Below are 25,226 nucleotides of genomic sequence, written 5' to 3'. Positions count from 1 at the left end.
GGCAGCCAGCCACGCCAGGTCGAGTACTTCGCGGCGTAACGCAGCGGCCGAAGGCGGCGCGAAGGTCTCCATCGACGGTCGGTTAGTCCTGGGGCAAGCGGCTGCTGCTGCGCGCGGAACTCCCGACCAGCGTGATCGGCAACCGGCTGGTACTCCAGCTGCAACACCGTTGACTTTGGCCTGGCGGTGACGTGTCAAGGGGGTTGAACGACGCAATGGAACTCCGGTAGATCAACTTTCGGCCAAGAGAGTTGATCAAGGAGTTCCGTTGCAGGAGCAGTCTGTCATCACCCGCGAGATCGCGGTAGCCAAGGGCGTGTTCGCGCCGGGACACCTCGGGGAGTTGACCCAGGTGGTGGACTTCGCCCTGGTCGATGCGGTGCTGGAAGAGACCGGCACGGTCCAGAAGCGGGTCAGGCTGCTGCCCTCGCGGGTGGTGGTGTACTTCGTCCTGGCGCTGGCACTGTTCGAGCGGTGCAGCTACCGAGCGGTGTGGAGCAAACTCGTCGCGAGCCTCGACGCCCTCGCCCTGGTACGGCCGTGTACCTCGGCGCTGTGCCGGGCACGTCGCCGGGTGGGAGCCGCACCGTTCCAGGCATTGTTTGAGACGCTGGCCGGGCCGGTAGCCGGACCACGTACTCCCGGCGCGTTCTGGCGGGGCCTGCGGACGGTGGCCATCGACGGCACCAGCCTGCACCTTCCCGACAGCGAACCGATCGCCGCCCGGCACGCCAAACGCAAGCGCAAGAGCGAGGACGTGGAGTTCGGCTACCCGCTCCTGCGACTGCTCGTGCTCGTCGAGTGCGGCACCCGGGCGGTGCTCGCCGCCGCCTTCGGCCCGGAGACCACAGGCGAGACCACCTACGCCGAGAGGATGCTCGATCGGTTGACCAGCGGGATGCTTGTACTGCTGGACACCGGCTTCGACGGTTACCCCTTCCTGCTCCAACTCCGTTCCACCGGAGCGGAGTTCCTGTGCCGGTCCAGGGCCAGGCGCATCCCGCTGATCATCAAGCGGCTGCCTGACGGCTCCTACCTGTCGACCTTCGGCATGGGGAAGCTGCCGGTGCGGATTGTCGAAGCCTGGATCACAGTGACCTACGCCGACGGCACGGTCCGCCGCGAGCAGTGGCGCCTGGCGACCAGCCTCACGGACCCCGCCCGCGAACTCGTCGGTCTCTACCACGAGAGGTGGCAGGCCGAGACCACGTACTTCTCGATCAAGGCCACGATGCTGGACAGCCGCGTCCTGCGCTCGCACCGCCCGCAGGAGGTCGACCAGGAGGTGTACGCCCTGCTGACCGCCTACCAGGCCCTCATACGAATCACCGCCGACGCCGCCGCCAGCCGACCGACTCTCGACCCGGACCGGATCAGCTTCACCATCGCGCTGGAGACCGCCCGCGACCAGGTCACCACTGCCGCTGGGATCCTTCCCAGCGAGGTCACCCTGGTCGGTGCGATCGGCCACGCCGTCCTGAACAGCCTCCTTCCCGCCCGCCGCCAGCAGCGATCCAAGGCCCGAACCCGAAAGAACCCGACCAGCAAGTACAGCAAGAACTCCCTCCAGCACCCCGCCACCGCTCAGCACTACACCCTCGAAGCCGAGGTCACGGTGATGGAAGACGGCTTGAAGGCCAGGTCAAAGCGCTAAATCAACGGTGTTGACTCCAGCTGTAGATCGTGATCTTGCTGGTGGGGTATGGCTGCGGCCATAGGCATAGAGCGATATCGGATCGCGTGACGTGGTCGCGAGCTGGCAAGCTGCCTTCATGGGTCACGCGGAGGTACTGCTCATCGGAGGGCGTGCCGGAGTCGGCAAGACGACGGTGGCCTGGGAGGTTTCGGCACGACTGCGAGCCGTGTCGGTCTCTCACGCAGTCATCGAGGGTGACTTCATGGGGCAGGTTCATCCGGCCCCAGTCGGGGATCCACACCGCTCGGAGATCACCGAAAGCAATCTGACTGCCGTATGGGGGAACTTCGCCCAGCGCGGTTACCGACGCCTGATCTATACGAACACCCTGAGTGTGCTGCCCGAGACGACGGGCATGTTCGAGCGTGCCATGGGGGCAGGCGTGCGGATCGTACGGGTTCTGCTCACCGCATCCGACACCACCGCCGGCGAGCGGTTGGCGGGCCGGGAACTCGGCTCGGAACTGGAGCACGAGCTGAAGACGAGCGCCCGCAAGGCGCGGCTCTTGGACGAGCGGGTAGCTGCTGACACTGTGCGGGTGGTGACGGACGGTCGGCCCGTCGTGGACATCGCCCGTGAGGTGGTGGCTGCCACCGGCTGGGGCGGTTAGCACTCCGCCAGCACATCGTGGTCTTCATGTGCGGGCCTCGGCTTGTCGCCGGTCATGGCCGGTGCGTGATCACTCCTGATGACGGCGGCGCCAGTCGGACCAGCCGAGCCGGTGGCCCGCGTGGTGGAGAGGCTGGACGACGAGGGTGTTGAACAGGCGCTGGATCTCGTTGCAGGACAGCGGGACCAGTCCGTCTGAGGTGGGCCTGCGGGCGTGCTCGTCGGCGCGGACCGCTGTCAGGAAGGGGCGAGCATCGCGATGGTGACCCAGCGGATCCAGGAGGGGTAGCGGCGGACCTGATGCTCATCGAGGCCGGCCAGCCCCTTCTCACTCTGGAAGGTCTCCTCCACCCGCCATCTGGATCCGGCGACCTTCACCAAGGTGGTCAGCGGCACTGGATCGGATGAGTAGCAGCGATAATAGGCGAGTTCACCGGTGGTGCGGTTGCGGCGGATCAGCAGCTGGCGGTGGCCGGCGCCGGGTCGGCAAGATCGATGACAACCCAGTCGTAGAACCGCTGTCCCTTCGCGCCGCGTCCGGCCGAGAGCTTCTGCCAGGCCCGCTTGGGCGCCTTCTTCACCAGGGCATCGGCGCGGAACGTGCCTGCGCCGGTGCGCGCTTCGGCCGAGCAGGCCACCGCAAGCACATAGCCAAGGCCACGTTCCTCCAGGGCGGCACGCAGCTTCGGGTTGCCGCCGTAGACCTCGTCACCAGCGACCCAGCCCACTTGGTGTCCGGCGTCCAGGAACCGTTCGATCATCATCCTGGCCGAGCCCCGCTGCCCGGCAGCGTTCCGGGTCGCACGCCCAGGAGCGCGGGAGGTACAGCTCCAGGTCCTCTGGAACTTCATGTCCCGGTCTCCAGGTGTCCAGTCACACGGAGAAGCTTCATCGCCCGTGTCCACCACCACGCCGACATGGACCTCCTCGCTCGCCTGTGCGGGCACTGCCCCACCAGACCGCAGAGTTTGCTCGAGTGGCTGGCGACCACCCTCATCCTGACCGCCTGGCACCACCACCGGGACACCAGTGATGTCGTGTGGCAGCTCCTCCACGAGTGTCCTCCAATTCGCTCTGCACTACGTCCCGAGCAGCAGCATGTGCGCCGGCATTGAAGCTCAGCTCGAGCAATAGACATCACTCAAGAGGAACAACACACTTCACTCATCCGTACTATCTCTGTGCTGGGCTGTTCACAGCAGTGACCGCCGCTGCCTTCAGACACCAGCCTGAGAGAACACGCGCGTGGCGCTCTACGCCTGCGTCAAAGACCTGGCACACCCAGCCGGGGAACAGAGAAAGGTCAACCTCATGTCGGAGAGCACAACGGCCACCACCGAGCTGACGTCGCAGTACGAGGCCCAGGTGGCCAGCGACCTCGAACGCAATGCCAAGGATCAGGAACGCATCAGCGCGGACATTGCCGCACTGCAGGAGCAGCTGGCTGCCCTGCAGCATGACCACTCCGTGCTGGTCAATGTGCAGCAGGCACTTGGGGTTTCGCCCACGTCGGTTCAGGCTGCGGCCGCCCCGAGCGGCTCCACCGTGCCCGCTGCCCGTAAGAAGACCTCTGGTGAGCCCGGTGCCGGCAAGCGGAAGCGCGCGAAGAAGGCCGACGCCGTACAGGTCCGCACGGCAGCCAAGAAATCGGACGCCAAGAAGCCCGGGGACAAGGCCACAGCCCCGAAGACGGCCCAACCCACGCTCGTCGAACTCGTCCGCAGCCACCTCACCGAACAGGGCGAACCGCGCTCCGCGGCGGAAGTCGCCACCGCCCTCGGGCAGGCCCATCCCGAGCGCGGGATCAAGACCACCGTCGTGCGCACCACCCTCGAAGGGCTCGTCGCCAAGAACCAGGCCCAGCGCAGCAAGCAGGGCGCATCCGTCTTCTACACCGCCCCCCACACTGCCGCATCGGTCCAGGACGAGGCGCGATCCGAGCAGGCCGAGTAAGACCGCTGGGGAGCAGGCTGCCGCGGCGGCGGCAGCCGGCCCGGCTTACGTACCGTACCTACGGCCGGTGTCGGGGCCAGGACGATCTGTCTCCTGCGTCCGAGACCGGCGAGGAGGAGGGGGAACCTGGGCCTGCGGGCTGACCCGAACCCGATGATGACCTTCCGTCCGACGCCGAACTGGCGCGCGATTTTCAGGGCGAACAGCGCGTGCCGACCAGGCTCCCGATACCGCCGATACCGGTGACCACGCCGGAGGCGCTCGGGTTGGTCCCGAGGCCGGTGAGCAGGTTTGTTCGCTTCCGCGGTGGCCGAGGACCGGGTCCGTGTCGCGTTGCAGGGGCGCATCGTGTTGTTATCCCTGTTTGGGCCTGTTGAAGAAGCACGCATAGGCGCATTGTTGGCGGCCGAGCCTGGGACCACGCTGAATGAGTGGTGTGTATCGTGCAAACTGCAGGTCGGGTGGGCTGGTGTGCGTGGATGTCGGCGTGCTCGTGCTGGTCTGCGGCGGGTGTCCAGGGTGAAGATCGTCTGCCCGGGTGACTGGGGCGGTTCTCGGGTTCCGCTGCGAGGGTCCGCCTACGATCCGTCGCCGTGCGGGTACGCCGCCAGGTCGCGGGGAGGGTGCGGGGATGTCGGAGCTCGAACGGATCACGGCTCGCCGGAGCGAGCTGGGCGCGCTCGCTGAGGAGCTGGGCAAGCAGCTTCAGGAGGGCCAGGCGGAGCGGGAGGAGTTGGTGATCGCCGAACGGGTCCTGCACCGCTTGGTCGAACAGCACCGGGCCAAGGCGGAGGCGAAAGCCGCCATCGCGGCTGCCCCGGTGAAAGCGCAGGTGGCGGGCCGTGCGGTGCTGCTGATCCCGCACCGTGACGACAGTCCGGACGAGATGGCGCTGCCCGCACCGCCGGATCCCGGCAATCGTGCGGGCCGCCGACGGCCCGGTGCAGGACAGGGCGGTGGGTGAGGAACTGGGCCTTGAGGTGGCTGTGCGCGGGAAGCTGGAGCCGCTGCGGGCGAAGGTGACCAAGCTCGCCGATCGCGGCTGGCTGCATAAAAGGCCCGAGGGACGGTTCACTCCACGACGGTAGCCCCGCGGGGTCAGATGCGGCAGGGCACTAACCGACGGGCCCCGGCGGCAGTTGAGTTTGGTGTGAAGAAATACAACGACACCGTCGAGGGCTCTGACGGCCTTGTCTACACCGCCCACCTGCCGCTGTCGAGTGCCACCCTGAACTGGCTCGCTGACCTGATACGCGGCCGCCTGAAGAGAATCGGCTCCAGGTGGCGGGCGCTGCCCGCCGGGAAGATCGCGGGGATCGTGCTGGCGGTGCTGCGCTGTGACCAGCGGCCCGGCGACCTGGCCGGCGGAAACGGCGTCCACCGCACCACCGTCACCCGGTGGGTGCGGGAAAGTCGTCAGCCTGCTGGCCGCCCGCACTCCTCGCCTGGACCGCGCGCTGATCGCCCGATCAGGTGGCGGGGTGGTCCTGCTGGACGGCTCCCTGATCCGCGCTCGCCGCCGCACCGGGACCGAGAACCGGAAGAACTACTCCGGCAAGCGCATAAATGCCACGGCCTGCTCGTGATCGCGCTCACCGACGACAAGGGCCGGCTGGTATGTGTCTCCGCGGTTCGGCCCGGACGCACTTCGGAGATCACCGCCTGTCGCCACGACACACTCACCGCCCATCTCCGCGCGGCCGGCCTCGGCGCGATCGCCGACCTGGGCTTCGTCGGCCTCGACGACAGCGGCCCGGACGCCGATCCGGCGGTGATCACCGGCTACAAGGCCGCCCGGAACCGGCCCCTGGCCCGGGGTCAGGAGCTGTCCAACAAGGCACTGGCCGCGGTCCGGGCGCCGGTCGAGCACGGCTTCGCCCACCTGAAGAACTGGCGCGTGCTCGGCAAGGTCCGCACCGACCCGAACTGGGCGACCGCGCTGGTGCGGGCCCTGCTGGTCCTGACGAACCGCGAAGTCGCCCGCTGACCGACGATCTACGCGAGAGTCATCCGCCCACGCCCGGCGCGAGCACGCCGACATCCACGCGCACCAGGCCCGTGACCTGCAACTTCACGATGCACACCACTCAGAGGTAGCTGGCCATTTGGGATGTTGCTGGCGAAAGATCACCGCACATGTAGGATTCGCCGTTAGCCGCAGGTGGAGTGGTAAGGGAGCATGGGCAGGTACTGCCGCCACTGCGGGCGGGTCGGGGTGTCGGTGTTGGCGCAGATCTGTCGGACGCTCTCGTCCACTGCCAGTGGCCACAGTCGAACCGTGTTGTCCGATCCGCCGGTGGCGAGGGTCTGGCTGTTGGGGACGTATGCCAGTGAGGTGAGTTCGGCAGTGCTGATGGCAAGGGGTTGGCCGATCGCCGCAGGGTGGGCCGGGTCCGTGACGTTCCACAGGCGCACACCGTCTCCGCTGGTGGCGAGAGTGTGCCCGTCGGGGCTGAAGGCCAGGGCGGTGACACGGCTGGTGTAGCCGCTCAGCGGCGGCCCGAGGAGCGTGGGGTGGTTGTGGTCGGAGATATTCCACAACTTGACGTCGCCGTCTCCTGGGCCGCCACTGACGGCAGTTGAGCTGACCGTGGCGAGGGTGCGCCCGTCCGGGCTGAGCGCCATCCATAGGGCGCCGCCGGTGATGGGCGGCCCGGAGCGGGCCGGACGGTCCGGATCGGTCACATCCCACAGCTGCACCGTGTTGGACGTATAACGACCGGCGATGGCGAGGGTGTGTCCGTCGGAGCTGAAGACGAAGCTGGTCTGCATCCAGCCTCGACTGGTGTCACCGTCAGTGGTGATCGGCTTGCCGCGTAGCCGGGGATGAACGGGGTCCGACACGTCCCAGAGGCTCACGCTGTGTTCGCCGCCAACGACGACGGTGCCGGCGGCGGTGGCGAGGGTCTGTCCGTCGGGGCTGAACCCCACCGACGAGACGCCGGTTCCGGCGCCCACGGAGAAGTTGATCTGTGAGAGGACGGCAGGCTTGGCCGGTTCTTCGAGGTTCCAGAGGATCACGCGCCTCTCGCCGTTGGCGAGGGTGGCGAGGGTGCGGCTGTCGGGGCTGAACGCCAGGGATATGACGGTGTTGCTGAAGCCCTTGATCATGCTGAGGGGGGTGGGGTGCGCTGGATCCGAGGTGTTCCACAGTCGCACAGTGTCGTCGGTGGAGGCAGAGGCGAGGATGTGGCCGTTAGGAGCAGGCACAGTCGAGGTGACGACTTTGGTGTGGCCGGTCAGCAGGGCGGCGGGCAGGTGCCACAGATGCACCGTGCGGTCACCGCTGATGGTAGCAACTGTGCGACCGTCGCGGGCGAACGACATGGCGGCCATGTAGTGGCCGGCCAGGGGCGGGGCGATGGACGTCGGATGGGCAGGGTCGGTGATGTTCCACAGCCGGAAAGTCCGCTCTCCGCCAGGGGTGGCGAGGGTGCGGCCGTCCGCGCTCAACGCCATCGCGCTGAGATTACCGAGGAAACTCGTCACGGGACCGCCCAACGCGACCACGTGCGTCGGGTCAGTCACATTCAGCAGCTGGACGGCGCCGCCGTGGCCGATGGCGAGGGTGCGGCCGTCCGGAGTGAACATCGCGACGCTGAGAGCGGTCCAGATCTTGCCGAGCATGACAGGGTGAGCGGGGTCCGTGACGTTCCACATCCGTGCCCCATCGTCCACGGAGGAGGTGACGAGGGACCGGCTGTCCGGGCTGAACGTGACGACGTTGACTGCGGACGTGTGCTTGAGGGGCTGGCCCAGCGGGACGGGGCGGGCGGGGTCCCTTACGTCCCACAGCCGTTCCTCCGTGTAGCTGCCGGTGCCGGTGGCCAGCGTGTGCCCGTCAGGGCTGAACGCCAGTGGGCTACCGCCGGTGGTATGCGGGAGGGCTGTGCCGAGCGCGCGGGGACGGGCTGGGTCCGTGACATCCCACAGCCGTACCCCCGCGTTGCCCGGGACCGGGCCGGAGGATGTGGCGAGTGTGCCTCCATCGGGGCTGAACACCATCCAGGCAGCGCCAGGAACCCGGAGGGGCTCGCCGAGCAGGACGGGATGTGCCGGGTTCGTCATGTCCCAGAACCGCACTATGCCTGTGTCTTTGGCGTCGTCGTGGCCAGCGGCGGCGAGCGTACGGCCATCAGGACTGAACGCCACCTTGTAGACACTGGAGGAGAAATCGCTCAGGACGGTGGACAGCGGCTTGTTCGCGTCTTCGACCAGGCGCGTGTAGCGGTCTCCGGTGGGATTCAGTCGATATGCCTCGATGTCGACCCTGGCCGCGAGTGAAGGATCGGTGGCGCGTAGCTGATCCGCTCGTGCGGTGACCTGGCTGATCAGCGCGGTCCGCTGCTGGGTCTGGGCGAGGTCGCGCTGGTGGAGGGCGAATGCCCCCGTCGTCACGGCGGCGAGGACGAGCGCTGTGACAGCGATGCGGCCAGTGCGGAACTGCCGGGCGTACCGGTCGGCCTCACGCAGGGTGGCAGCGAACCTCACGTCACCGGGACGGGGAGCAGTTGCGGAGACTTCGAGCCGGTTCGGCTCGGGTGCCACCAGACGGAAGCCCTTGCGGCGCGCGGCAAGCAGCTTCGCGTCCAAGCCCGCGACCCTGATCAGGCGGCCGTCCGCGTCGAGGGCGCCGGTCACCACGGTGCGCGGGCGCAGTCCGTAGAAGACGTCTCGGAGCCAGCCCGCACCGGGCCGGCTCCGCAGCAGGGCGCGAAGGCCGAGCGCGAAGGCAACGCCGAGGGAGGGCCCCTCGATCCGTTCCGGGGCCGAGGGTTCGTCGGACAGGATGATCCGCCACACCACGCAGCGGCCTTCGGCCTGCGCACCGGCCAGGCGCCAGGCCGTGCCCAGCGCGGAGGCGAACTGGGCATTCGGGCTGCGCACCCCGTCCATCGTCCGCGGGTCGGGATACAGTCCTGCCGGTCCCGGGGTGAACTCGCGCAGTTCCAGAATGCCGGTGGCGCCCTCGGCGGCCGGGGCCTCTCCGCTCCGTCCGGGTGAGCGGCCGAAGACCACGGGGACCCGCACGACAGGGCGCCTGCGCGGTGCGATGCCCGCCATCATGAGCGCGGCGATCACCACAAGTCCCTCGGCAGCCAGCGACGGCCCGTCCGGAGCCGCGGCACGGCGCAGTTGCTGGCTCCGTTGTAGGAGCGCGTCGATTCCGCCGGCGAGACGGGGCGAGAGTTCGGCGAGTCCCTTGCCGGAGGGCTCCGCGGGCCCAGGAGCGGCTTCGGAGCACAGCAGTCCGCTGCCCTCCCACGCTTCGAGCAGTCGTATGAGCGCGCCGTCGTGCTCCTCGGCACCGCCCTTCGGCCCGACGAGCGCCCTGGCCAGGAGGAGGGGGTGCTCAGCTCGCATAACAGCCGCGTGCTCTTGGTCCGGCGCGGTGGCCCCGAGCCAGGCGCGCAGTTCCTCGCAGCCGCGACCGGCGAGCCACGCCGGATCGTCACGAACCGCCTCGCTGCAGCAACTCCACCACAGCGCCGACTCGCCCAGCAGCTCCCGGACTGCGGCCTGCGGGCCGGATGCCCGCTCCAGCACATTCTCGACCGTGGTCCGAGCCGTGGGGCCGCCACGGGCCGTCGGCCAGCGCCAGCCCGTTCGGCGCGTCGCCACGGCCGCCGAGGGGGCTACATCCTGAGTGCTCGCGCGATGCCCAGGTCCCGCTGCCCCGGTCACCGCAGCTCCTGGTCAATGGCGCGACGAAGACCGGCGTCCGAAATCAGCGCCCGCACCTCGCGCCAGGCATCACGGGTCGCATCATTGAGCGAGGCGCCGACCGACAGCGTGACCGTCGTGACGTCCCACGTACTGTCCGGGCCCACCGGTGCCGCCACGGAGGCCGTCCATCCCTCCCCGACGAAGCCCGGGAGCCGGACGTACGAGGCAGCAGGGCCAAAACGCCCCCGCACCACAGGCACGAGCAGCACCCGCTCAGAACCGGCCCCGCCCGCGTACCTGACCGCCGTCATCAGTGGCGCGGCGCCCTCGACGCCGTGCACGACAAGTTCCAGGCTGTACCCAGGGACGGAGTCCCCGTGCCTGCGCACGAGGAACCGGGCGGTGCCGTCCGGGGACGATGCCTCCAACAGCACGGTGTCGCCTCCCGCGGCGGCCAAGCCGCCGGCCTGCGGAAGCCGTGGGAGAGGAAACCAATCCGGAGCGAGCGGCTGAGGGCGTGACCAATCGCGCGCATCCTTAGAAACCGGATGCCGGTTCCCGGTTGGCTTCTCCGGGAGGACAGGCTCGGTGGCGAGCGGTCCGGAGGGTAGGTCCGCGCCGATGAACGAGGCCCATAGCCGCTGCCGCAGTGTGTACCCTGCGCGGGCCCGAGCCCCTGTCGGGGGGCGGTGGGCGACCGAGCTGCCGGTGAACGAGCGCCAGGAGCGCCGGGCGACCGAGCCGATGGTCATGACGACACCCCCCTGGGGACGGGAGGCGTTCCCCCGTGATCCGCTGGGGTCGGAGGTGTATCCGGTGGTGCTCCGCCGGGGCCGCGGAGAGCCTCGGTTGGTGTGGTCGCACGGCCGATCTGGGCCAGTAGTGCCGGGGCGGAGGCTCCCACAGTCACCGCTGCGTAGATACCGGTGACCTCGGTGTGGAGCAGCCACCCGGCCGCGCCTCCCAGCGCCACGCGCACGAGTGCGGCGAGCGAGTCCGCAAGTGGATCGACGAACCTGCCGAGCGGTGGGAGCGGTGTCTCTGAAGCCCGCGCCGCATGTCGCGCCCCTTGCCAGCTGCGTAAACGTCCGTAGGTGACGACCGCTTCGGCGATCAGTCCACCGCCCGCACCGAATGCCCCAGCCTCGATCCACGTCAGCATCAATCCGCCCCCAGTCGACGTCATCTCGCGGTGCCTGACGGGGAGTCAGCGTACGCCTTCGGCATGCTCGCGCCGAGGGCGCACCTGACGGCGAGCGCGTCCAGCTCGCTCCGGCGAACCGTGATCCGTTCGAGCTCCGGCATCCCCGCACCCACCCCGCAACCTGGCGGCGTACCCGCACGGCGACGGATCGTAGGCGGACCCTCGCGACAAGCGCAGCGGAACCCGAGAACCGCCCAGTCACCCGGGCAGAGGATCTTCACCCTGGACACCCGTCGCAGACCAGCACGAGCACGCCGGCATCCACCCACACCAGCCCACCCGACCTGCAGTTTTCGCGATGCACACCACTCAATGGGCATCGAGTGGTTCCTGCGAAGGGGATTGCCCCGCACACGGCGTGAGGCGGTCCACGGACCGGGTGGTGTGTGCCGCACAAAGAAGCGGTGTGTGCGCCGCTATCGCGGGTGCGGCTGCCGGATGGCGGTCGAACTGGCCTCACGGTGTCGTGCTCTGGATGCCGAGGACGTCGTAGAGGTGCTGGCCGTGGGCCCGTTTCTTCAGTTCCGGGCGGCCCCTGAGGATGAGCTGGTGGTGCTGGGCGAAGTCGACTGCCGGCTGTGTGAAGCTGTTGAGCGCGATCATGATGGGCAGGTCGGCTGCGTGGTGCACGCGGGCTGTCCCGTTGAACTTCTGCACGTGTCCTGATCCGACTGGGTTCTGGTACTGCTTGCACTATCTCCGGCGCCGCCGACCCGCCGCGGACTCCGGAATCCGTCACGGGCCAGAAGATCGGCGCACGCCTGCTCGAAGCCTGTCGCGCTCATCGCGGACAGCTGTTTCATCTTGAACGTCAGCACGTCCGGGTCGGCTGAATTGTCGGGTGTATCGGCGCACGTGTCGTCCGGGCCGACGTAGATGTCGGCGTCGAGCAGGAATGACAGGAGCTTGCCGAGCAGGAGGAACAAGAGCAGTCCGCTGGCGGCGATGAGGCTGGTCCACCACGGGTGGTCGGCTATCAGGCCCCACAGGTCAACGGTGATCCACCGGGTGACGTCCTCGGTAAGCCATTCCCAGAGCATCTTGCCCGCGGCCAGCGTGAGGACTGCGTACAGCAGGAGCTTCAGCGTCGGGTCGAGCGACCCGCCTTCGTCGAACACCACACCTCCAGACGTGATGGATGATGATCCAGGACCCTGCTGGTCAGGCAGCGCGCTTGAACCGGCTCGGGCGAAAGCGCGCGGATACTCCGAGAAGTTCGTGCAGGGCGGCGCCGGTCTCGGCCCAGCGCTGGAGCTTCTTTCGGTCGACCCAGTGGACGCCGTGCCGGTCACCCCACGCCATGGCGTCCCGGGTGAAGGCGCCGTTGGTGACGACAACCGCGTGATCGGCTTTATGGGCCGGGCCGGCCGTCCCTTTCACCGCGTACATCACCGATGACCCCACCTTCCCGCCGACACGGGTGTGCTTGGCCTGCACGACGATCCGCCCGCGCTGCGGGTGGTCACCGATGACGTCGGCGGCCTGGTCGCGACCGCCGCCTACCCTCCGGGCCGGCCAGCCGTCACGGATCAACAGATCCCGCAGGGCATACTCGAAGGCTCGGTCGTCCATGACGTCCAATTCGTCCAGGGTGATCCGGAGAGTGGCCAGCCGCTCCCTTTCGCGGCGCCGCGTCGCGGTTGCCTGCCTGCTCCTCCACGCCGCGACGGCCCCCGCGAGCAACGCGAGGACTGACAGGACCGGCCAGGCGTCCTTCAGTGCACCGACTGCCCCGGCAGCCATCCGGACGGCCACGACAAGCGCGGCCAGAGCGACGACTGTGGCCGCGATGTGCTCACCGGTGCCGCGAGGCTTGCGCAGCCATAGCCGGCGCCCGGCCATCAGGGTGCCGCCGGGGCGGACACCGAGGGCTTGGGCGAAGGCGGCTCATCGGACTTGGCTTCGCCGAAGCCGAAGACCTGGCTCCACAGCCAGACGCCCGCGATCAGTGCGGCAATCGTCCAGCCGCTCATCTTCTTCGCGCCAGGGCGCGGGTTGCGCCGTATGTGGCTGCGGACTACGTGGTATCCCTGCGGTGGCATGCTGCTGTCCCCTCCCCTTGGTGGCCGCCGGGTGCGGCACAGTTCCTTGGGAATTGGTGTAGCAACGGGCACTGACAAAGACTGCTGGATGATCAAGGAATGCGGCGCATGTAAAGCACGAACAGGCCATCGCTTGCTGGGCGAGCAGTGTCCCGTTCGATTCTTCCCGGTACGCACCTTGACCATTGGTTGAGAAACTCGTGGTCGGCACTTCGACCTCACTTGAAGATCGGAAACGCACACCCTTGAGTCCCTGTCGTTTGCTCCGAGCTGCAAGAACAGCGTCACCAGCCGTCATCGAGCGTTAGTCGCAAATGGCGAAAACAGGGCCGTGTTCGATTCGCGTGTATGGGTCGTCGCTGCTCTACATGAGGCCAGCCGCTACGGCCTGGTCTCGCAGGGTGCGCAGACTGAGTCGCGCGCCGGTCTCGTCCTCGATGTGCCATTCCTTCATGCCCTGGCAGGTTTTGGCGCCCCGGACGACGGCGCCGGCTTCATCCACTCGTCCGTAGGGCGTTCCTCCGGTGGCGTTGAGTACGACGCCGCCGTCTTGGTTGATCGTTGCCCAGTGGTCGACGGACCGGTGGGTGAGGACGATGCGGGTTCCGGCTGTAAGGATGCGGGCGTCGAGCATCTTTGCCACGTCGGTGCGGCGGCGCGCCGTCTTGCGTCGGGCCGGGGTGGCACGAGGCTGTGGGACAGGGGTCTGGTCGGGCTGCGGAGTGTCTTGCGGTGTCGGGGTGAGGAAGCCGAGCTGTTCGGGGTTCCAGATGAGTTCGAAGAGGCGGAGGTAGAGCTGCTGTCGGGTCTGGATGACGGAAGTCATCGTCTCTTTCGGCCCGAACGACCTGAGGAGTTTGTCCAGCTGGTGCGACTTGATGAAGCCGCGCAGGAGCGGGTTACGGCGGTCGTATCCCGGCGAGATGATACCGAGTAGGATGTTGCTCCGCGCGTATAAGTAGGCTTTTTCGTGCAACGGCATGTCGTTGATGCTCGAGTTCTCCCTTCCCGCGAGCAGCCCCAGGCCGCCGAGTTGGTTGCGGAGGCTACGGAAGACGACCGGGTCCGGGATTTCCTTTTCGGTGCGGCGAGGATGATTGGCCCACAAGTGTTCAATACGAAATTGCGTCCTGTCGAGGTAGGCGAGGACGTCCTGTGGCCGCTCGCAGCTTTCCTCCACGTAGGCGGTGGCGCGGGCCAGCAGGTACCTGATCTGGTGCGAGTTGTTGCCCCGAAATCCGAGGGTCGATGCCTCGGGGATCGAGTTGCCATCGCGCAGGGCGAGTTGGCCCAGTGCGGCGGCTACGTCGGCGGTGGTGCGGCATTCTCGCAGCACCGGGACGAGCGTGCCGTGGACAAGCTCGGCAACGTCGGGTGCCTGCACGGGCAGGTCCTGTAGTACCTGCAGCACGTACCAGCGGTCGATGAAGGAGGCCACCAGGCGGCCTTTGTCCTTCGCTTCGGACGGGCGGTCGGTGGGGTGGATGGCGGCGAGGATCGCGACCGTCCGTTCGCCGAGCCCATTGCGCTCGTTGAACAGCACCGCCTCCAGCCTGTCGCCGTCCTTCTTCAATACGCGGCTCGCGGCGAGGAGAGGCCTGAAGAGCCGGGCCGTCTCCAGCAGGCTCTGCACGAAGTCCAGGAAGTTCTCGGGGCGATTGGGAAACCAGCCCCAGGTACTTTGCGTTCTGCCGCACCCACACATTGAGGTCGGCATCGATCTGCCGGCGGTCTTCGGCGTCTACCTCGGCCTGACGGACCCAGCCGCGCAGGGCCTCCTTGTGAATGCCCAGGTCCTTGGCGACATGCGCGATCGGACGGCCGGTGGTGCGGACCTCACGGACGGCCCGCTCACCGAGCTCGTCCGGGTATTTGCGTGGTGCTGGCACTGCTCGTGGTTCTCCTTCGGGCCAGGATCATAAGCCTGGCTTCAGGGACTCCACGAAACCGGGGTCAGCTCACGTCGGCCTGCTGAGGGCGAGGAACAGTCATGGTGCCAGGTCGAAGCGCTTGTCCATATCCAGGCGGAAGGTGCCGTACGGGTTGACATTCGACCAGAACAGCGCGGTCAGGCCGCGCCGGTCCTCGTCCGAGAGCTTCTTCGCCCAGGCCGGTTCAGTCAACGCCCTGCTGGGCCAGCAGGGCGTTGACGTGGACGAGCGCGGGCTGAAGCAGGTGCAGGGTGGGCATCGAGGTCTCGGCGTGCTCCTTCTCCGGGCCGGTGAACGCCCCGTCCTTGTCGTAGTGGAGCACAGTGTTTGCGCTGTTCCAGTTCTCCACGGCCTGGGTAGTCGCAGGCGAAGATGGTGCGCACCGGCCTCCCGAGTTCTTCGAGCGCGGCATAGGACTTCCAGTCAACGATCTAGTGGGCCCCGCTCGGGGACGATGCCTGCGGCGTGCCCGGAAGTCGAATCGTGACGATGAGGCCGCCGGTGGGGCGGGATGTGAGGTCAAGGGTACCGTCGTGTGCTCGGACGATGCTGTGCACGATGGCCAGCCCGAGGCCGACGCCGGCATGCTCGTCGGTGCGTATGCGTTCTGTTCCGCGTTGGAAGGGTGCGGTGAGGGCCGGTACTAGTTCCGATGGGAGCGGATGGCCCGTGTTCTCCACCCGCAGCACGCTCGCGTCGTGCCGCGGTTCGGTGTGGACCGTTACGGTGCCGCCGGCAGGGAGGTTGTGGACGATGGCATTCTGGACGAGGTTCATCATCATCCGCAGCATGAGCGCCGCGGAGCCGACGGTCTGTGTTGTCCCGCCGGTGACGTCGAGCGTGATCTGGCGCTTTTCGGCGAGGGGAAGCAGCATTTCGGCGGCTTCTTCGGCTATGAGGGAGAGATCGACGAGCTCGCGGGTGAAGCTCCTGCGGTCGGCGCGGCTGAGCAGCAGGAGGGCTTCGGTGAGGTTGATCGCCCGTGTGTTGACAGTGTGGAGGCGTTCGATGAGTTCGCCCTGGTCCCGCGTGGGGTCGTTGCGAGCGGCGTCGAGGAGTGTCTGGGAGATTGCCAGCGGGGTGCGCAGTTCGTGGGAGGCGTTCGCGGCGAACCTCTGCTGCTCGGCGACGTGGGATTCGAGTTGTTCGAGCATGGTGTCAAACCCGTCGGCGAGTTCGCGGAATTCGTCCCGGCGGCCCTTCATGCGGATCCGGTGGGACAGCGACCCGTTCGCAGCCATCCGTGCCGCGGATGCGATCCGTGTGAGTGGTGCGAGCATCCGGCCGGCGAGGATCCATCCTCCCAGGAGGCCGAACACGAGGAGGAAGGCCAGTGCTGTGGCCGCGGCGGGGGCGAAGCCGCGCAGGAGGTCGGAGCGGTTGGGCCCGGTGATGATCACGGGGCCGAACGTCTTCTGGAGGGATCTGGGGTCGTCGTCCGGTAGCCAGCGCAGCACGAATACCCATACCACGGCCAGCAGGAGAGCGCCGGCGAACAGGAGGAATCCGGCGTAGCTGATGGTGAGCTTCAGTCGGGAGCTGAGCCCCGGGCGTCTATTCATGAGTGCCGCCGGGGTGGGTGGTGTCCATGCCGGTGTCGATTCGGTAGCCGACGCCGGGCACCGTGGCGATGAGCCATGGTTCGCCGAGTCGTTTACGCAGGGCGGAGACGGTGATGCGGACGGCGTTGGTGAAGGGGTCGGTGTTGTTGTCCCAGGCCCGCTCCAGTAGCTCCTCGGCGCCGACGACACCGCCTTCGGCGCCGACGAGAACTTCGAGCACGGCGAACTGTTTGCGGGTGAGCGCGACGTAGCGTCCGTCACGGAAGACCTCCCGGCGGAAGGGATCCACCCGCAGGCCCGCGATCTCGCGGACCGGGGGCCGGGCGTACGCGCGTCTGCGGTCGAGCGCCCGCAGCCGCAGGACGAGCTCCCGCAGCTCGAACGGTTTGGTGAGGTAGTCGTCGGCACCGAGCTCGAACCCGGAAGCCTTGTCGTCGATCCGGTCGGCAGCTGTGAGCATGAGGATCGGGATGCCGCTGCCGGAAGCGACGATGCGTCGGGCGATCTCGTCGCCGGAGGGGCCGGGGATGTCGCGGTCGAGGACCGCGAGGTCGTAGGCGTGGACGCTGAGCAGCTCCAGAGCGGAGTCGCCGTCGCCGGCGATGTCGGCGGCGATCGCCTCCAGCCGCAGACCGTCACGGACGGCTTCGGCCAGGTAGGGCTCGTCCTCCACGATCAGCACGCGCATGCCTGAAGCCTAAGCGGCACAACATATCGCCGACGTATGCAAAGACGTGTGCACACCGAACACGCGACTCAGCCTGCCGGTGCCGGCGCGGGACGAGACTGGTCGGATGGCGCTTCCGCCGTAGTGCGCCACCAGCAGCGCGACGCCAGCGCGGCCAGCACGGCGCCGGTGGCGTTCACCAGCACGTCGTCCACGGAGGACACCCGGTCCAGCCACAGGACGTACTGTGCGGTTTCGACCAGGACCGAGCAGCCCGCCCCGAGCGCCAGGATCCGCAGCACGGATGTCAGCGCCGCGAACCGCATCGGGGCGAAGAACCCCAGCGCCGCGAAGATCAGCAGGTTGCCGACGATCCCGCCCGACCCCATCGTGACCAGATCCCGCAGCGGTACCAGGCTCACCCGGCGCGGAGCGGTACCAGGCCCAGCGCCCGGCATCATGGTCATCCATAAGAACGGCACCGTCCCGTGGACCATGCCCACCTCGGCCAGCGACATCCGCCACGCCGATGCGGCGCCGACGGCACGCCGACGGTGTGCCAGCGCCCACACCACCAGCGCGGCCAACGGCAACGCGACCAACGTGATGAGCACCACACCGTTGAACGTATCGAAGCAGCCGTGCCACCGCCCGGCCATGCACATCGGAGCCGACATCATGAGCGGCCGCCGCACGACGAACACGGCGCTCGCCATGCCGAGGATCGCCAGGCTGAGGAGCACGATCCTGTGCGTGCGGCGGGGCGGTGCTGACAGGGATGCGTGGTGGTTCATGCCCCCATTGGAGACGGAGGGCCGTTGTGGTGGCGTATGCGATTTTCGATACGCCCGCGATACACGGAATTCCCGGCATCAAGGAATCGGCGCAAGCTGGCCGTGAGATGGCCCCGCCGCTGGTGATCGCGCCAGCCCAGCCACTGCAGGTGCTGGACGACTCGTCCGTGAACATCGCACTGCCGAGCATCCAGGACGAGCTCGCCATCGCACCCGCATATCTGCCCTGGACCGTGAACGGCTACTGGACCGTGAACCCCTAAGGCTGTCACATATGGGGCGAGAGTTATCCCGTGAGGGCGAGGTTGTGAAGTCGGGTGATGCCGAGAATGGCCCCGTGGATGCCGTTGCCTTGGGCCGGCAGCCCCGCAGGATCTTCCAGTTCTTCAGTCGGGACAGGGCGTGTTCGACGCGGGCGCGTGCTTTGCGGTGAACCTTGTTCTCGGCCTCCTGCTCGGCACTCAGGTGCTGTTGGCCTCGCCGTCCGCGGTGCGGGCTGAGCGCACCGGTGCCCCCGTAGCCGCCGTCGGCGGATGATCGGAGCTCCGCGACAGGCCCGGCCAACTCCGGATTCGGTGAACACCCGGCAGTCGTTGCGGCTGCCGGGCAGCTAGATGCCGATGGCCACCGCAAGGAGGCTGTTGGCGTCGATGACGACCTGCAGGTTCGTCGAGTACCAGTAGTTCTTGCTCGATGCGGAGATGCCGCGGTCGCGGGTTGGCACCAGCGCGCCAGCCACGATGTACGCGACGTCCTTGCGCGGCCGGTGGGTCGGCGAGATCGCCATCAGTGGGGCGAGACGGTCCAGGATCCGATCGGCCGCGAACTCCGAGATCCCGAACGGCGGCGCGACCTGCCGCAACGTGAGGTTCTTCCGCCAGTACATGGCAATCAGCAACACCTGGTTCGCCAGCGGCAACGCCACGGGCGCCCACTGGACATCACCGCCACGGCGACGCAGCAGCCCCACCAGCTTCTCGAACTGCGACTGGCTCAACCCGCAGAACGGCTCGGTCCACTTCGGATCATCCGACCGGATGCCGGCTCTCGCTGGCGAGAGTTGGCCCTCACCAGCGATCAGATCGAAGCCTCGTCGGTCAGCGAAGGCACGGCGCACGTACGGAGGACCATGAGCGAGCCTTCCAAGGTCGCCACCATGGCAAAGGGGAACCGGTCGAGCTCAAGACAGAGTGCGACGTCATCAGGATGGGCTCCTTGACGCACACCCTCCGCCAGCTCGGCGGCGGCGCGCGACTCGCCGGCGCGGCGGAGGAACTCCGCCGCATCCGTCCCAGCCTCAGTGGCCCTGCGAGCGATGTATTGAGCGCACGCCAGATCTTCATCGGCGTACCCGTCGTCGCCAGTGACCACGAACGTGACACTGTCACACTCGCGTGTCCGCAGGAGCCGAGCCGTTGCCTCCGCCACCACGAAGCTGGTGCACAGCACCAGCGACGCCTCCTTGACCGCGAGGGCGCCGACCGTCCCTGCCGTGGTCTTCTGCACAACGGTCCGTCCGCCAAGGTCAACAGATCGCAGCAGGCCCGGCGAGTTGACAGTGTCGAACCCGGGCGTCAGCGGACCGTCTTTGAGCGCTACCCAATCCGGGTGGCGAGCCTTGAGCGCCAGGGCTTCGTCCAGCGACTCAGCAAGAACGATCTTTTCCGCCCCCTGGGCAAAGGCCCAGGCGGCCACCGTGAAAGCACGCATGACGTCGACCACGACCGCCACGGACGGGGCTTCGACCAGCTCAGCGATGCCAAGGAAACGGGCGTCCATCCGATCATGATCGCGCATGCCCGACCCGAAGCCCCCAGACAGTGGTAGGCATCACATCGACGGTCTCGGAATGCAACACATCCCGCTGCCTGCGTCGCGAAAGTGGTCCGCAGTTACACGCCCGCTCAATCGCCACACGGGGTCACCCGCACACAGCCTCTGCGGACACAAGTCATTTCTTCGCGACTGAGATCGTCAACGGCGGCCTGCCGATCCACATCGGCGCTGCCCTTCTCGGACACTTGAATCTCCGGACGGCACAGGGGGATGATGCCCGATGCCGCAGGTCAACCCGAAGATGCCGCCGCGACTCGCGGAGATCGAGAAGGACTTGGTCCTCCACCGCAAGCGAGCCGAAGAGGAGCAGTGGCTCGGCGAGATCGAAGGCATCGGCATAACCCTGACCTTCGTCTGCACCAAGCAAGCTGACGCAGCTCGCCTGACACGCCGCGCACCTGTCTCCCTCGGCATCCCGGCCACCCACCCCCAATCCACCTGACAACCATGATCGTTCACTTGACTTGGTGCAGAGAAGCACAGTCCGCCAAGGCCGCCCGCCAGGCGGACCCGGCGCTGCCCGGGGACCTGGTGGCGACGCTCGTGACACCGGAGGCCGCACGGTTCTCGGAGCTGGAGCGGCTGCACCGGCCGCCGACGCGGACGACGGGCACCGCGTTCGCCCGCGCGCTGGAGAGGGTGGACGAGATCGGCGCGTTCCAGCTCGGGCGGCTACGGCTGTCGCAGATCCCGCCGAGCCGGCTGGCTGCGCTGGCCCGGTACGCGCTCGGGTCGAAGGCGCCGCTGCTGGAGCGGACCGCAGAGTCGAAGCGTACGGGGATACTCACCGCGGTGATGCGCCACCTGGGGGCGGAGGCGGTCGACGAGGCCTTGGAACTGTTCCAGGACCTCATGGCTACCGGCTGATCAAGCACGGCGAAGCGCGCGACGGAGAAGGAACTGCTTTCGACGCTGCCGTAGTTGGAGAAGGCGTCGAGGACGCTCGCTCTCGCCCGCGCGGCGAAGGTGGTGCTGTTCGAGGAGCTGGAGCTGGTCGAGGAGCACGGCGCGAGCGTGGACGTGGCCGCGTTATGGGCGGCGGTGAAGGAGGGCGCACACCCCAGGCCGCGGTGCTGTCCGCGGCGGCCACCGTGGTGACCCTGGTGCCCGAGGACGAGGACGAGGACGCAGACGAGGATGAGGACAACGACGCGGATGAGGCCAAGGACGCGGCCGGGACAGCTATGCGCTCGGCCCTGGCCACCCGGTACGCCACGGTCAAGCCGTTCCTCGCGCTGCTCGGCGAGTCGAAGGCATTGAGCGCGGCCACGGGCGGCGCCCGGGTGCTGGCCGGGTACGCCGCCTTCCCGCGCCGGCCCGGCGGAAGGTGAGCGTCGAGCCGCTGCTGCCAAGCGAGGTGGACGACAAGTTCGTGCCGCCCGCGTGGCGCAAGGCGGTCTACGCCAACCCCGACCTGCCGCAGGGGGCGGTCGCCCCGGGACGCGTACGTGGTGTGGTGTGCGTGCTGGGGCAACTCCACCGCGCCCTGATGCGCCACGACGTGTTCGCCGCGCCCTCGCACCGCTGGTCCTGCCCCCAGGCCCGGCTATGGGACGGGCCAGAGTGGGAGGCCGTACGCGAGGGCGTCCTCGCCGGGCTGAGCCTGGAGATGCCTGTCGAGGAGCACCTGGCGGAGCTGGTGCGGGGCCTGGACGAGAGCTGGAAGCAGCTCGCAGAACGCCTTGAGCAGGCGGGGCCGGCCGCGAAGGTCAGCATCGAGACGACCGAGAGTGGCCGGGTGAAGCTGAAACGCCGACAAGCTCGGTGCGATCGGCGAGCCGGGGCCCCTGGCCTGGCTCTGCGCAGCCGCGTCGGGAAGATGCTCCCCGGAAGATCGACCTGCCGCACCTGCTTGGGCGGTACGCAGGTCGTTGAAGGCAGCCATTGAGCCGATGGCGGGCCGGCATGTGGGCGGGCCTGCCCGCACGTCAGTCGTTCGTACGCGCCGATCTGCTCTGTCCATAGCAGAGGGGGTCATTCGGCCCAGTCGGAGCCCTTGATGACGTCGACGAAGTCGCCGCGGCGGAAGCCGGGGACGAAGCGGGCGAGGACGTCGGCCTTGACGTTGCCGAACGTGGTGTCCGGGCGGTCCTTGATGCCCTCGGTGAACGCGGCGAGGATCCGGTTCTTGAAGTCGGGGCGAGGATGGGCGGCGATCACCGCAGCGCGCTGCTCGTCGGAGACCATGTGGTAGCCGATGCCCAGGACGTCCAGTTCCACGCCGCGGGTGACCAGGGCAATCTCGGGCGCCATGTGCAGCGGGATCTCCGGGGTGGTGTGCAAGGCGATGGCCGTCCACACCCGCTCGGCCGGCTCACCCGTGATGCCGTGGGCCTGCAGGAAGCGGCGGGCCTCGTCGGCGCCGTCGATCTCGAAGCGCTGGTCGGTACGGCGGAAGCGTTCCGTCAGCCCCAGGTCGTGGAACATCGCCCCCACGTACAGCAGCTCAGGGTCGAAGTCCAGCCCTTGCTCGGCGCCGCGCAGCGACCCGAACAAGAACACCCGGCGCGAGTGGTCGAACAGCAGCGGCGGACTGACCTCGCGCACCAGCTCGGTCGCCTCACGCACCAGGACGCTGTCCGGGATCCGCACACCTGCGATCGTCTCGCTCATCAGATTTTCCTCTCCTTGGCACCTGATCGGTGGACTCCCCCACCCTCGCCCGTACCGTAGGCTGGCACCATGTCTGTCCGGACACATGAACCACAGATTCAGACATGACGCATCGGATCGCCTTCCTCGTGTTCGACGGCGTGACCCTGCTCGACGTCAGCGGCCCCCTGGAGGTGCTGCACCAGGCCGGCCGACTCGGGCACCCCTACACCTGTGCCCTGGTCTCGCCCCGCGGGGGCGACGTCACTACGTCCAGCGGGCCGGTGCTGGCGGGCACCACCGCCGCGGCCGATGCCGGGCCCGTCGACACCCTCGTGGTCGCCGGGGCCGACCACCTCGCCGACCAGGGCCCCCAGGAGGAGCTGCTGGCTGCGGCCGACGCCCTCGCCGCCCGGACGGCACGGGTCGCCTCGGTCTGCAGCGGCGCCTTCGTCCTGGCCGCACTCGGCCTCCTCGACGACCGCCGGGCCACCACCCACTGGCGCCACGCCCGCACCCTCGCCCGCCGCCACCCTCGCGTGCACGTCGAGCCGGACGCCCTGCATATTCATGACGGCCGTTACATCACCTCAGCAGGCATCAGCGCCGGCATCGACCTGACGCTGGCGCTGGTAGAACACGACCACGGTCCCGACACCGCACGCGACATCGCCCGCGAGCTGGTCGTGTTCATGCAGCGTCCCGGGGGCCAGTCCCAGTTCTCCACCGCACTGGCCACCCCACCCGCACGCAGCGACCTGCTGCGCACGCTGACCGCCTCCGTGCTCGCCGACCCCACCGCCGACCACAGCCTGCCCGCCATGGCCGCATCCGCCGCCGTCAGCACCCGGCACCTGACCCGGCTGTTCCAGACCGAACTGCGCACCACCCCCGCCCGCTGGGTCGAGCGCGTGCGTCTCGACCGTGCCCAGCAACTCCTCCTCGACGGACACAGCATCACCTCCGCCGCCCACCACAGCGGCCTCGGCAGCGACGAGACCCTGCGCCGCGCCTTCGCCCGCCATCTGGGCATCACGCCCACCGAGTACCGCAAGCGCTTCACCACCACACACGATCAGGCCCCGCTGTCGTGACAGCGCTCCAAGGCCGATGGCCTCGATCCTCACAAACGACGACCGGATGCGAGAGTTCTGCGAAAGCTCCGGAGACGACCACGTTTCCTCAGGTCACCACTCGCAGAAGTCATCTCGAAACCGGCGCGTTGCGCGAGGCACCGGCCCGTTCCTACAGAGCATCGCGTCCGTGAGCTCGCACAGCGCGTCACTGCGCCGGGTCAGGCACGAGTAGAAGTCGGCCCGGAAGCGTGACGCGAAGTCGAACGCGTCCCGCCGGGCATCGCGGTGCAGCAAACTCACCTCTGCGGCGTCCGTATGAACGTGATTCCGTAGCGGAACGCATGGTCATGCGAAGGCCGTCCGCCCTGCCCGGCGAATCCCGGGACGAGTGAGCGCGTGCGATGCGACGTTCGAGGCCAGAGGTTGAAAGACGAGCTGAGCGAGCCCGCCGGACGATCAGTCGCCGAAGTAGGCCTTGGCGACGGCGCAGCTGTCCTCGTAGAGGTGGTAGCGGGTGATCCGCCCCTCCCGGACCGTGGTGTGCAAGGCGAACGCGGTGTCGATGTCCCGGCCCGTCTTCTTGACCTCGGAGACCATGCGCCCGATGAGCACTACATCGTCGCCCTCGGCGATGACCTGGCGGAGCTCGAACTCCTTGGCTTGCCCATGGGTCTGCAGCAGCTCGAAGAACGTCCGCATGCTCTCCGCCGAGTCGACCTCCGGTACCCACGGAAGGCCCGGCGGGTGCGGGATTGAGAACGACACCGAGTCGGCGAACAGCGCCGCCGCCTCCGCGCTCTTCCCCTCGGCGAGCAGCAGGAACAAGCGTTGCACAGTCTGCGCCGGTGAATCTGCTGTCATGCGTGTCGACCTTACGGGTCGGATACGCGACGGCCCATCACACCCTGATTCAAGAGCACCCTCTAGGCCGTGCCGAGATGCGTGGCAGCCGCAAGTCAGCCGAGGCGGGGCCAGGCCGGCCTGCCCTGTGGGTGGACGCCCCTTCGGCGGCATTCAACTGAGCTGCTCGGCGAGTCCGACGACGATGTCCTCGGGGCCGCGGACGTAGCAGAGCCGATAGATGTCCTCGTACTGCACGATCTCGCCGACGAGTTCGGCACCGTGGGTCAGCAGGCGGGCAACGACGTCCTCGATGTCGTCGACGGCAAACATGATGCGACGAAGGCCTAGCGTGTTCGCCGACGCCTCTTTCGGCTCGGGGGTGATGGCCTTCGGCCTGTGGAACTTCGCCAGCTCTACTCGCCCGTGGCCGTCCGGGACCCGCAGCATGGCGATGTCCTGCCGGACGTCATCGAGCCCGATGACACGCTCCGCCCCACGCCATTCGAGTGGCCCCTTACCCTCGAGTTCCATCCCGAGTTCGACGAAGAACGCAATGACAACTTCAAGGTCGTCGACGACGATGAGGACGTTGTCCATCCGCTGGACCGTCACGCTGGGCCTCCTTCGTGGGCAAGGCCACGGTAGCGGCTTCTGCCCCTGAGACGGAGCTGACAAGCCGTCCTCGACATCCTCGGCCACATCCCCCTCCAGAACCGCAGAGTTGTTACGAGTCCCCCGCCCGGGCCGATGAGGT

At 68.0% G+C, this 25,226-nt stretch carries 24 protein-coding genes and 4 pseudogenes; 9 read left to right on the top strand and 19 right to left on the bottom strand.

The features are described 5' to 3' along the window. The first annotated feature begins 268 nt into the window (after nt 1–268). Entirely contained in the window at nt 269–1,654 is a 1,386-nt protein-coding gene (locus ACH4U7_RS12665) for an IS4 family transposase (protein ID WP_398527939.1), read from the top strand. Nucleotides 1,655–1,772: 118 nt separating this feature from the next. Further along, nucleotides 1,773–2,306: an AAA family ATPase gene (locus ACH4U7_RS12660; RefSeq protein WP_398527938.1), complete on the top strand. Its 534-nt coding sequence runs from the start codon at nt 1,773–1,775 to the stop codon at nt 2,304–2,306. A gap of 69 nt (nt 2,307–2,375) precedes the next feature. On the opposite strand, the pseudogene ACH4U7_RS12655 reads toward ACH4U7_RS12660, so the two are convergent. After that, nucleotides 2,376–3,166, bottom strand: a pseudogene (locus tag ACH4U7_RS12655) (transposase); the annotation flags it as partial. Between the two features lie 384 nt (nt 3,167–3,550). On the opposite strand from ACH4U7_RS12655, the gene ACH4U7_RS12650 reads away from it, so the two are divergent. The 3 genes from ACH4U7_RS12650 to ACH4U7_RS12640 all read left to right on the top strand — a co-directional run bounded on the left by ACH4U7_RS12650 (nt 3,551) and on the right by ACH4U7_RS12640 (nt 6,245). Continuing rightward, entirely contained in the window at nt 3,551–4,258 is a 708-nt protein-coding gene (locus tag ACH4U7_RS12650) for a hypothetical protein (protein ID WP_398527937.1), read from the top strand. A gap of 631 nt (nt 4,259–4,889) precedes the next feature. Continuing rightward, complete coding sequence (locus tag ACH4U7_RS12645) at nt 4,890–5,222, top strand: hypothetical protein (protein WP_398527936.1); 333 nt, start codon at nt 4,890–4,892, stop codon at nt 5,220–5,222. 186 nt (nt 5,223–5,408) lie between these two features. Then, the gene (locus ACH4U7_RS12640; RefSeq protein ID WP_398527935.1) at nt 5,409–6,245 is read left to right on the top strand and encodes a transposase family protein; all 837 of its coding nucleotides are present in this window, start codon (nt 5,409–5,411) and stop codon (nt 6,243–6,245) included. A 164-nt stretch (nt 6,246–6,409) separates the two neighbouring features. Here the strand turns inward: ACH4U7_RS12640 and ACH4U7_RS12635 are convergent, their stop codons facing one another. The 13 genes and pseudogenes from ACH4U7_RS12635 to ACH4U7_RS12575 form a co-directional block, all read right to left on the bottom strand. Next, the gene (locus ACH4U7_RS12635; protein WP_398527934.1) at nt 6,410–9,880 is read right to left on the bottom strand and encodes a hypothetical protein; all 3,471 of its coding nucleotides are present in this window, start codon (nt 9,878–9,880) and stop codon (nt 6,410–6,412) included. 59 nt (nt 9,881–9,939) lie between these two features. Then, the gene (locus tag ACH4U7_RS12630) at nt 9,940–10,383 is read right to left on the bottom strand and encodes a hypothetical protein (protein ID WP_398527933.1); all 444 of its coding nucleotides are present in this window, start codon (nt 10,381–10,383) and stop codon (nt 9,940–9,942) included. Nucleotides 10,384–11,585: 1,202 nt separating this feature from the next. Beyond that, nucleotides 11,586–11,786, bottom strand: a complete 201-nt coding sequence (locus ACH4U7_RS12625; protein WP_398527932.1) for a hypothetical protein — start codon at nt 11,784–11,786, stop codon at nt 11,586–11,588. Then, entirely contained in the window at nt 11,729–12,247 is a 519-nt protein-coding gene (locus ACH4U7_RS12620) for a hypothetical protein (protein WP_398527931.1), read from the bottom strand. The genes ACH4U7_RS12625 and ACH4U7_RS12620 overlap by 58 nt, the downstream gene beginning before the upstream one ends. Before the next feature lie 43 nt (nt 12,248–12,290). Next, entirely contained in the window at nt 12,291–12,971 is a 681-nt protein-coding gene (locus ACH4U7_RS12615) for a restriction endonuclease (RefSeq protein ID WP_398527930.1), read from the bottom strand. Beyond that, nucleotides 12,971–13,171: a hypothetical protein gene (locus tag ACH4U7_RS12610; RefSeq protein WP_398527929.1), complete on the bottom strand. Its 201-nt coding sequence runs from the start codon at nt 13,169–13,171 to the stop codon at nt 12,971–12,973. Before ACH4U7_RS12610 ends, ACH4U7_RS12615 begins: the two co-directional genes overlap by 1 nt. A 364-nt stretch (nt 13,172–13,535) precedes the next feature. Next, a complete protein-coding gene (locus tag ACH4U7_RS12605) occupies nt 13,536–14,804 on the bottom strand; it encodes a DUF1524 domain-containing protein (protein ID WP_398527928.1) in 1,269 nt (422 codons plus the stop codon). Between the two features lie 145 nt (nt 14,805–14,949). Continuing rightward, a pseudogene (locus ACH4U7_RS12600) lies at nt 14,950–15,060 on the bottom strand (transposase); the annotation flags it as partial. A 99-nt stretch (nt 15,061–15,159) separates the two neighbouring features. Beyond that, nucleotides 15,160–15,294 carry a hypothetical protein gene (locus tag ACH4U7_RS12595; protein WP_398527927.1) on the bottom strand — a complete coding sequence of 45 codons (135 nt, stop codon included), beginning with the start codon at nt 15,292–15,294 and terminating at the stop codon, nt 15,160–15,162. Further along, the gene (locus ACH4U7_RS12590; RefSeq protein WP_398527926.1) at nt 15,287–15,451 is read right to left on the bottom strand and encodes a hypothetical protein; all 165 of its coding nucleotides are present in this window, start codon (nt 15,449–15,451) and stop codon (nt 15,287–15,289) included. The genes ACH4U7_RS12595 and ACH4U7_RS12590 overlap by 8 nt, the downstream gene beginning before the upstream one ends. A gap of 82 nt (nt 15,452–15,533) precedes the next feature. Next, nucleotides 15,534–16,664, bottom strand: coding sequence for a sensor histidine kinase (locus ACH4U7_RS12585; RefSeq protein ID WP_398527925.1), 1,131 nt, complete (start codon nt 16,662–16,664; stop codon nt 15,534–15,536). After that, nucleotides 16,657–17,352 carry a response regulator transcription factor gene (locus ACH4U7_RS12580; RefSeq protein ID WP_398527924.1) on the bottom strand — a complete coding sequence of 232 codons (696 nt, stop codon included), beginning with the start codon at nt 17,350–17,352 and terminating at the stop codon, nt 16,657–16,659. The genes ACH4U7_RS12585 and ACH4U7_RS12580 overlap by 8 nt, the downstream gene beginning before the upstream one ends. A 68-nt stretch (nt 17,353–17,420) precedes the next feature. Continuing rightward, on the bottom strand, nt 17,421–18,125 hold the full coding sequence (locus ACH4U7_RS12575) for a VanZ family protein (protein WP_398527923.1): 705 nt from the start codon (nt 18,123–18,125) through the stop codon (nt 17,421–17,423). A gap of 29 nt (nt 18,126–18,154) precedes the next feature. Here ACH4U7_RS12575 and ACH4U7_RS12570 point away from each other — a divergent pair, with 29 nt between their 5' ends. Beyond that, nucleotides 18,155–18,388, top strand: coding sequence for a hypothetical protein (locus tag ACH4U7_RS12570; RefSeq protein ID WP_398527922.1), 234 nt, complete (start codon nt 18,155–18,157; stop codon nt 18,386–18,388). Nucleotides 18,389–18,411: 23 nt separating this feature from the next. On the opposite strand, the pseudogene ACH4U7_RS12565 reads toward ACH4U7_RS12570, so the two are convergent. Beyond that, a pseudogene (locus tag ACH4U7_RS12565) lies at nt 18,412–19,164 on the bottom strand (transposase family protein). Between the two features lie 38 nt (nt 19,165–19,202). Further along, complete coding sequence (locus tag ACH4U7_RS12560; protein WP_398527921.1) at nt 19,203–19,904, bottom strand: 2-phosphosulfolactate phosphatase; 702 nt, start codon at nt 19,902–19,904, stop codon at nt 19,203–19,205. Nucleotides 19,905–20,181: 277 nt separating this feature from the next. On the opposite strand from ACH4U7_RS12560, the gene ACH4U7_RS12555 reads away from it, so the two are divergent. Both ACH4U7_RS12555 and ACH4U7_RS12550 read left to right on the top strand, forming a co-directional pair. Beyond that, a complete protein-coding gene (locus tag ACH4U7_RS12555; protein WP_398527920.1) occupies nt 20,182–20,403 on the top strand; it encodes a recombinase in 222 nt (73 codons plus the stop codon). A gap of 35 nt (nt 20,404–20,438) precedes the next feature. Beyond that, nucleotides 20,439–21,815: pseudogene (locus tag ACH4U7_RS12550) on the top strand (Tn3 family transposase); the annotation flags it as partial. Nucleotides 21,816–21,935: 120 nt separating this feature from the next. Here ACH4U7_RS12550 and ACH4U7_RS12545 read toward each other — a convergent pair. Next, nucleotides 21,936–22,574 carry an HD domain-containing protein gene (locus ACH4U7_RS12545; protein ID WP_398527919.1) on the bottom strand — a complete coding sequence of 213 codons (639 nt, stop codon included), beginning with the start codon at nt 22,572–22,574 and terminating at the stop codon, nt 21,936–21,938. 104 nt (nt 22,575–22,678) lie between these two features. On the opposite strand from ACH4U7_RS12545, the gene ACH4U7_RS12540 reads away from it, so the two are divergent. After that, nucleotides 22,679–23,647: a GlxA family transcriptional regulator gene (locus ACH4U7_RS12540; protein WP_398527918.1), complete on the top strand. Its 969-nt coding sequence runs from the start codon at nt 22,679–22,681 to the stop codon at nt 23,645–23,647. A gap of 438 nt (nt 23,648–24,085) precedes the next feature. On the opposite strand, the gene ACH4U7_RS12535 is transcribed toward ACH4U7_RS12540, so the two are convergent. After that, on the bottom strand, nt 24,086–24,490 hold the full coding sequence (locus tag ACH4U7_RS12535; RefSeq protein WP_398527917.1) for a nuclear transport factor 2 family protein: 405 nt from the start codon (nt 24,488–24,490) through the stop codon (nt 24,086–24,088). Nucleotides 24,491–24,643: 153 nt separating this feature from the next. After that, on the bottom strand, nt 24,644–25,084 hold the full coding sequence (locus ACH4U7_RS12530) for a VOC family protein (RefSeq protein ID WP_398527916.1): 441 nt from the start codon (nt 25,082–25,084) through the stop codon (nt 24,644–24,646). Nucleotides 25,085–25,226 lie beyond the last annotated feature (142 nt).

Origin of the sequence: Streptomyces sp. NPDC020845 (genome assembly GCF_044334165.1) — a bacterium.
Taxonomy (GTDB): Bacteria; Actinomycetota; Actinomycetes; order Streptomycetales; family Streptomycetaceae; genus Streptomyces.
Note: the sequence above shows the minus strand (reverse complement) of the source record. Positions and strands in the feature narration are given on the sequence as shown.

What these genes read in the sequence shown, in the direction of transcription:
- ACH4U7_RS12660 (WP_398527938.1), top strand. Translation starts at nt 1,773, where the DNA reads ATGGGTCACGCGGAGGTACTGCTCATCGGAGGGCGTGCCGGAGTCGGC.
- ACH4U7_RS12645 (WP_398527936.1), top strand. Translation starts at nt 4,890, where the DNA reads ATGTCGGAGCTCGAACGGATCACGGCTCGCCGGAGCGAGCTGGGCGCG.
- ACH4U7_RS12615 (WP_398527930.1), bottom strand. Translation starts at nt 12,971, where the DNA reads ATGGCCGGGCGCCGGCTATGGCTGCGCAAGCCTCGCGGCACCGGTGAG.
- ACH4U7_RS12610 (WP_398527929.1), bottom strand. Translation starts at nt 13,171, where the DNA reads ATGCCACCGCAGGGATACCACGTAGTCCGCAGCCACATACGGCGCAAC.
- ACH4U7_RS12585 (WP_398527925.1), bottom strand. Translation starts at nt 16,664, where the DNA reads ATGAATAGACGCCCGGGGCTCAGCTCCCGACTGAAGCTCACCATCAGC.
- ACH4U7_RS12580 (WP_398527924.1), bottom strand. Translation starts at nt 17,352, where the DNA reads ATGCGCGTGCTGATCGTGGAGGACGAGCCCTACCTGGCCGAAGCCGTC.
- ACH4U7_RS12575 (WP_398527923.1), bottom strand. Translation starts at nt 18,125, where the DNA reads ATGAACCACCACGCATCCCTGTCAGCACCGCCCCGCCGCACGCACAGG.
- ACH4U7_RS12560 (WP_398527921.1), bottom strand. Translation starts at nt 19,904, where the DNA reads ATGGACGCCCGTTTCCTTGGCATCGCTGAGCTGGTCGAAGCCCCGTCC.
- ACH4U7_RS12555 (WP_398527920.1), top strand. Translation starts at nt 20,182, where the DNA reads ATGCCGCAGGTCAACCCGAAGATGCCGCCGCGACTCGCGGAGATCGAG.
- ACH4U7_RS12545 (WP_398527919.1), bottom strand. Translation starts at nt 22,574, where the DNA reads ATGAGCGAGACGATCGCAGGTGTGCGGATCCCGGACAGCGTCCTGGTG.
- ACH4U7_RS12540 (WP_398527918.1), top strand. Translation starts at nt 22,679, where the DNA reads ATGACGCATCGGATCGCCTTCCTCGTGTTCGACGGCGTGACCCTGCTC.
- ACH4U7_RS12535 (WP_398527917.1), bottom strand. Translation starts at nt 24,490, where the DNA reads ATGACAGCAGATTCACCGGCGCAGACTGTGCAACGCTTGTTCCTGCTG.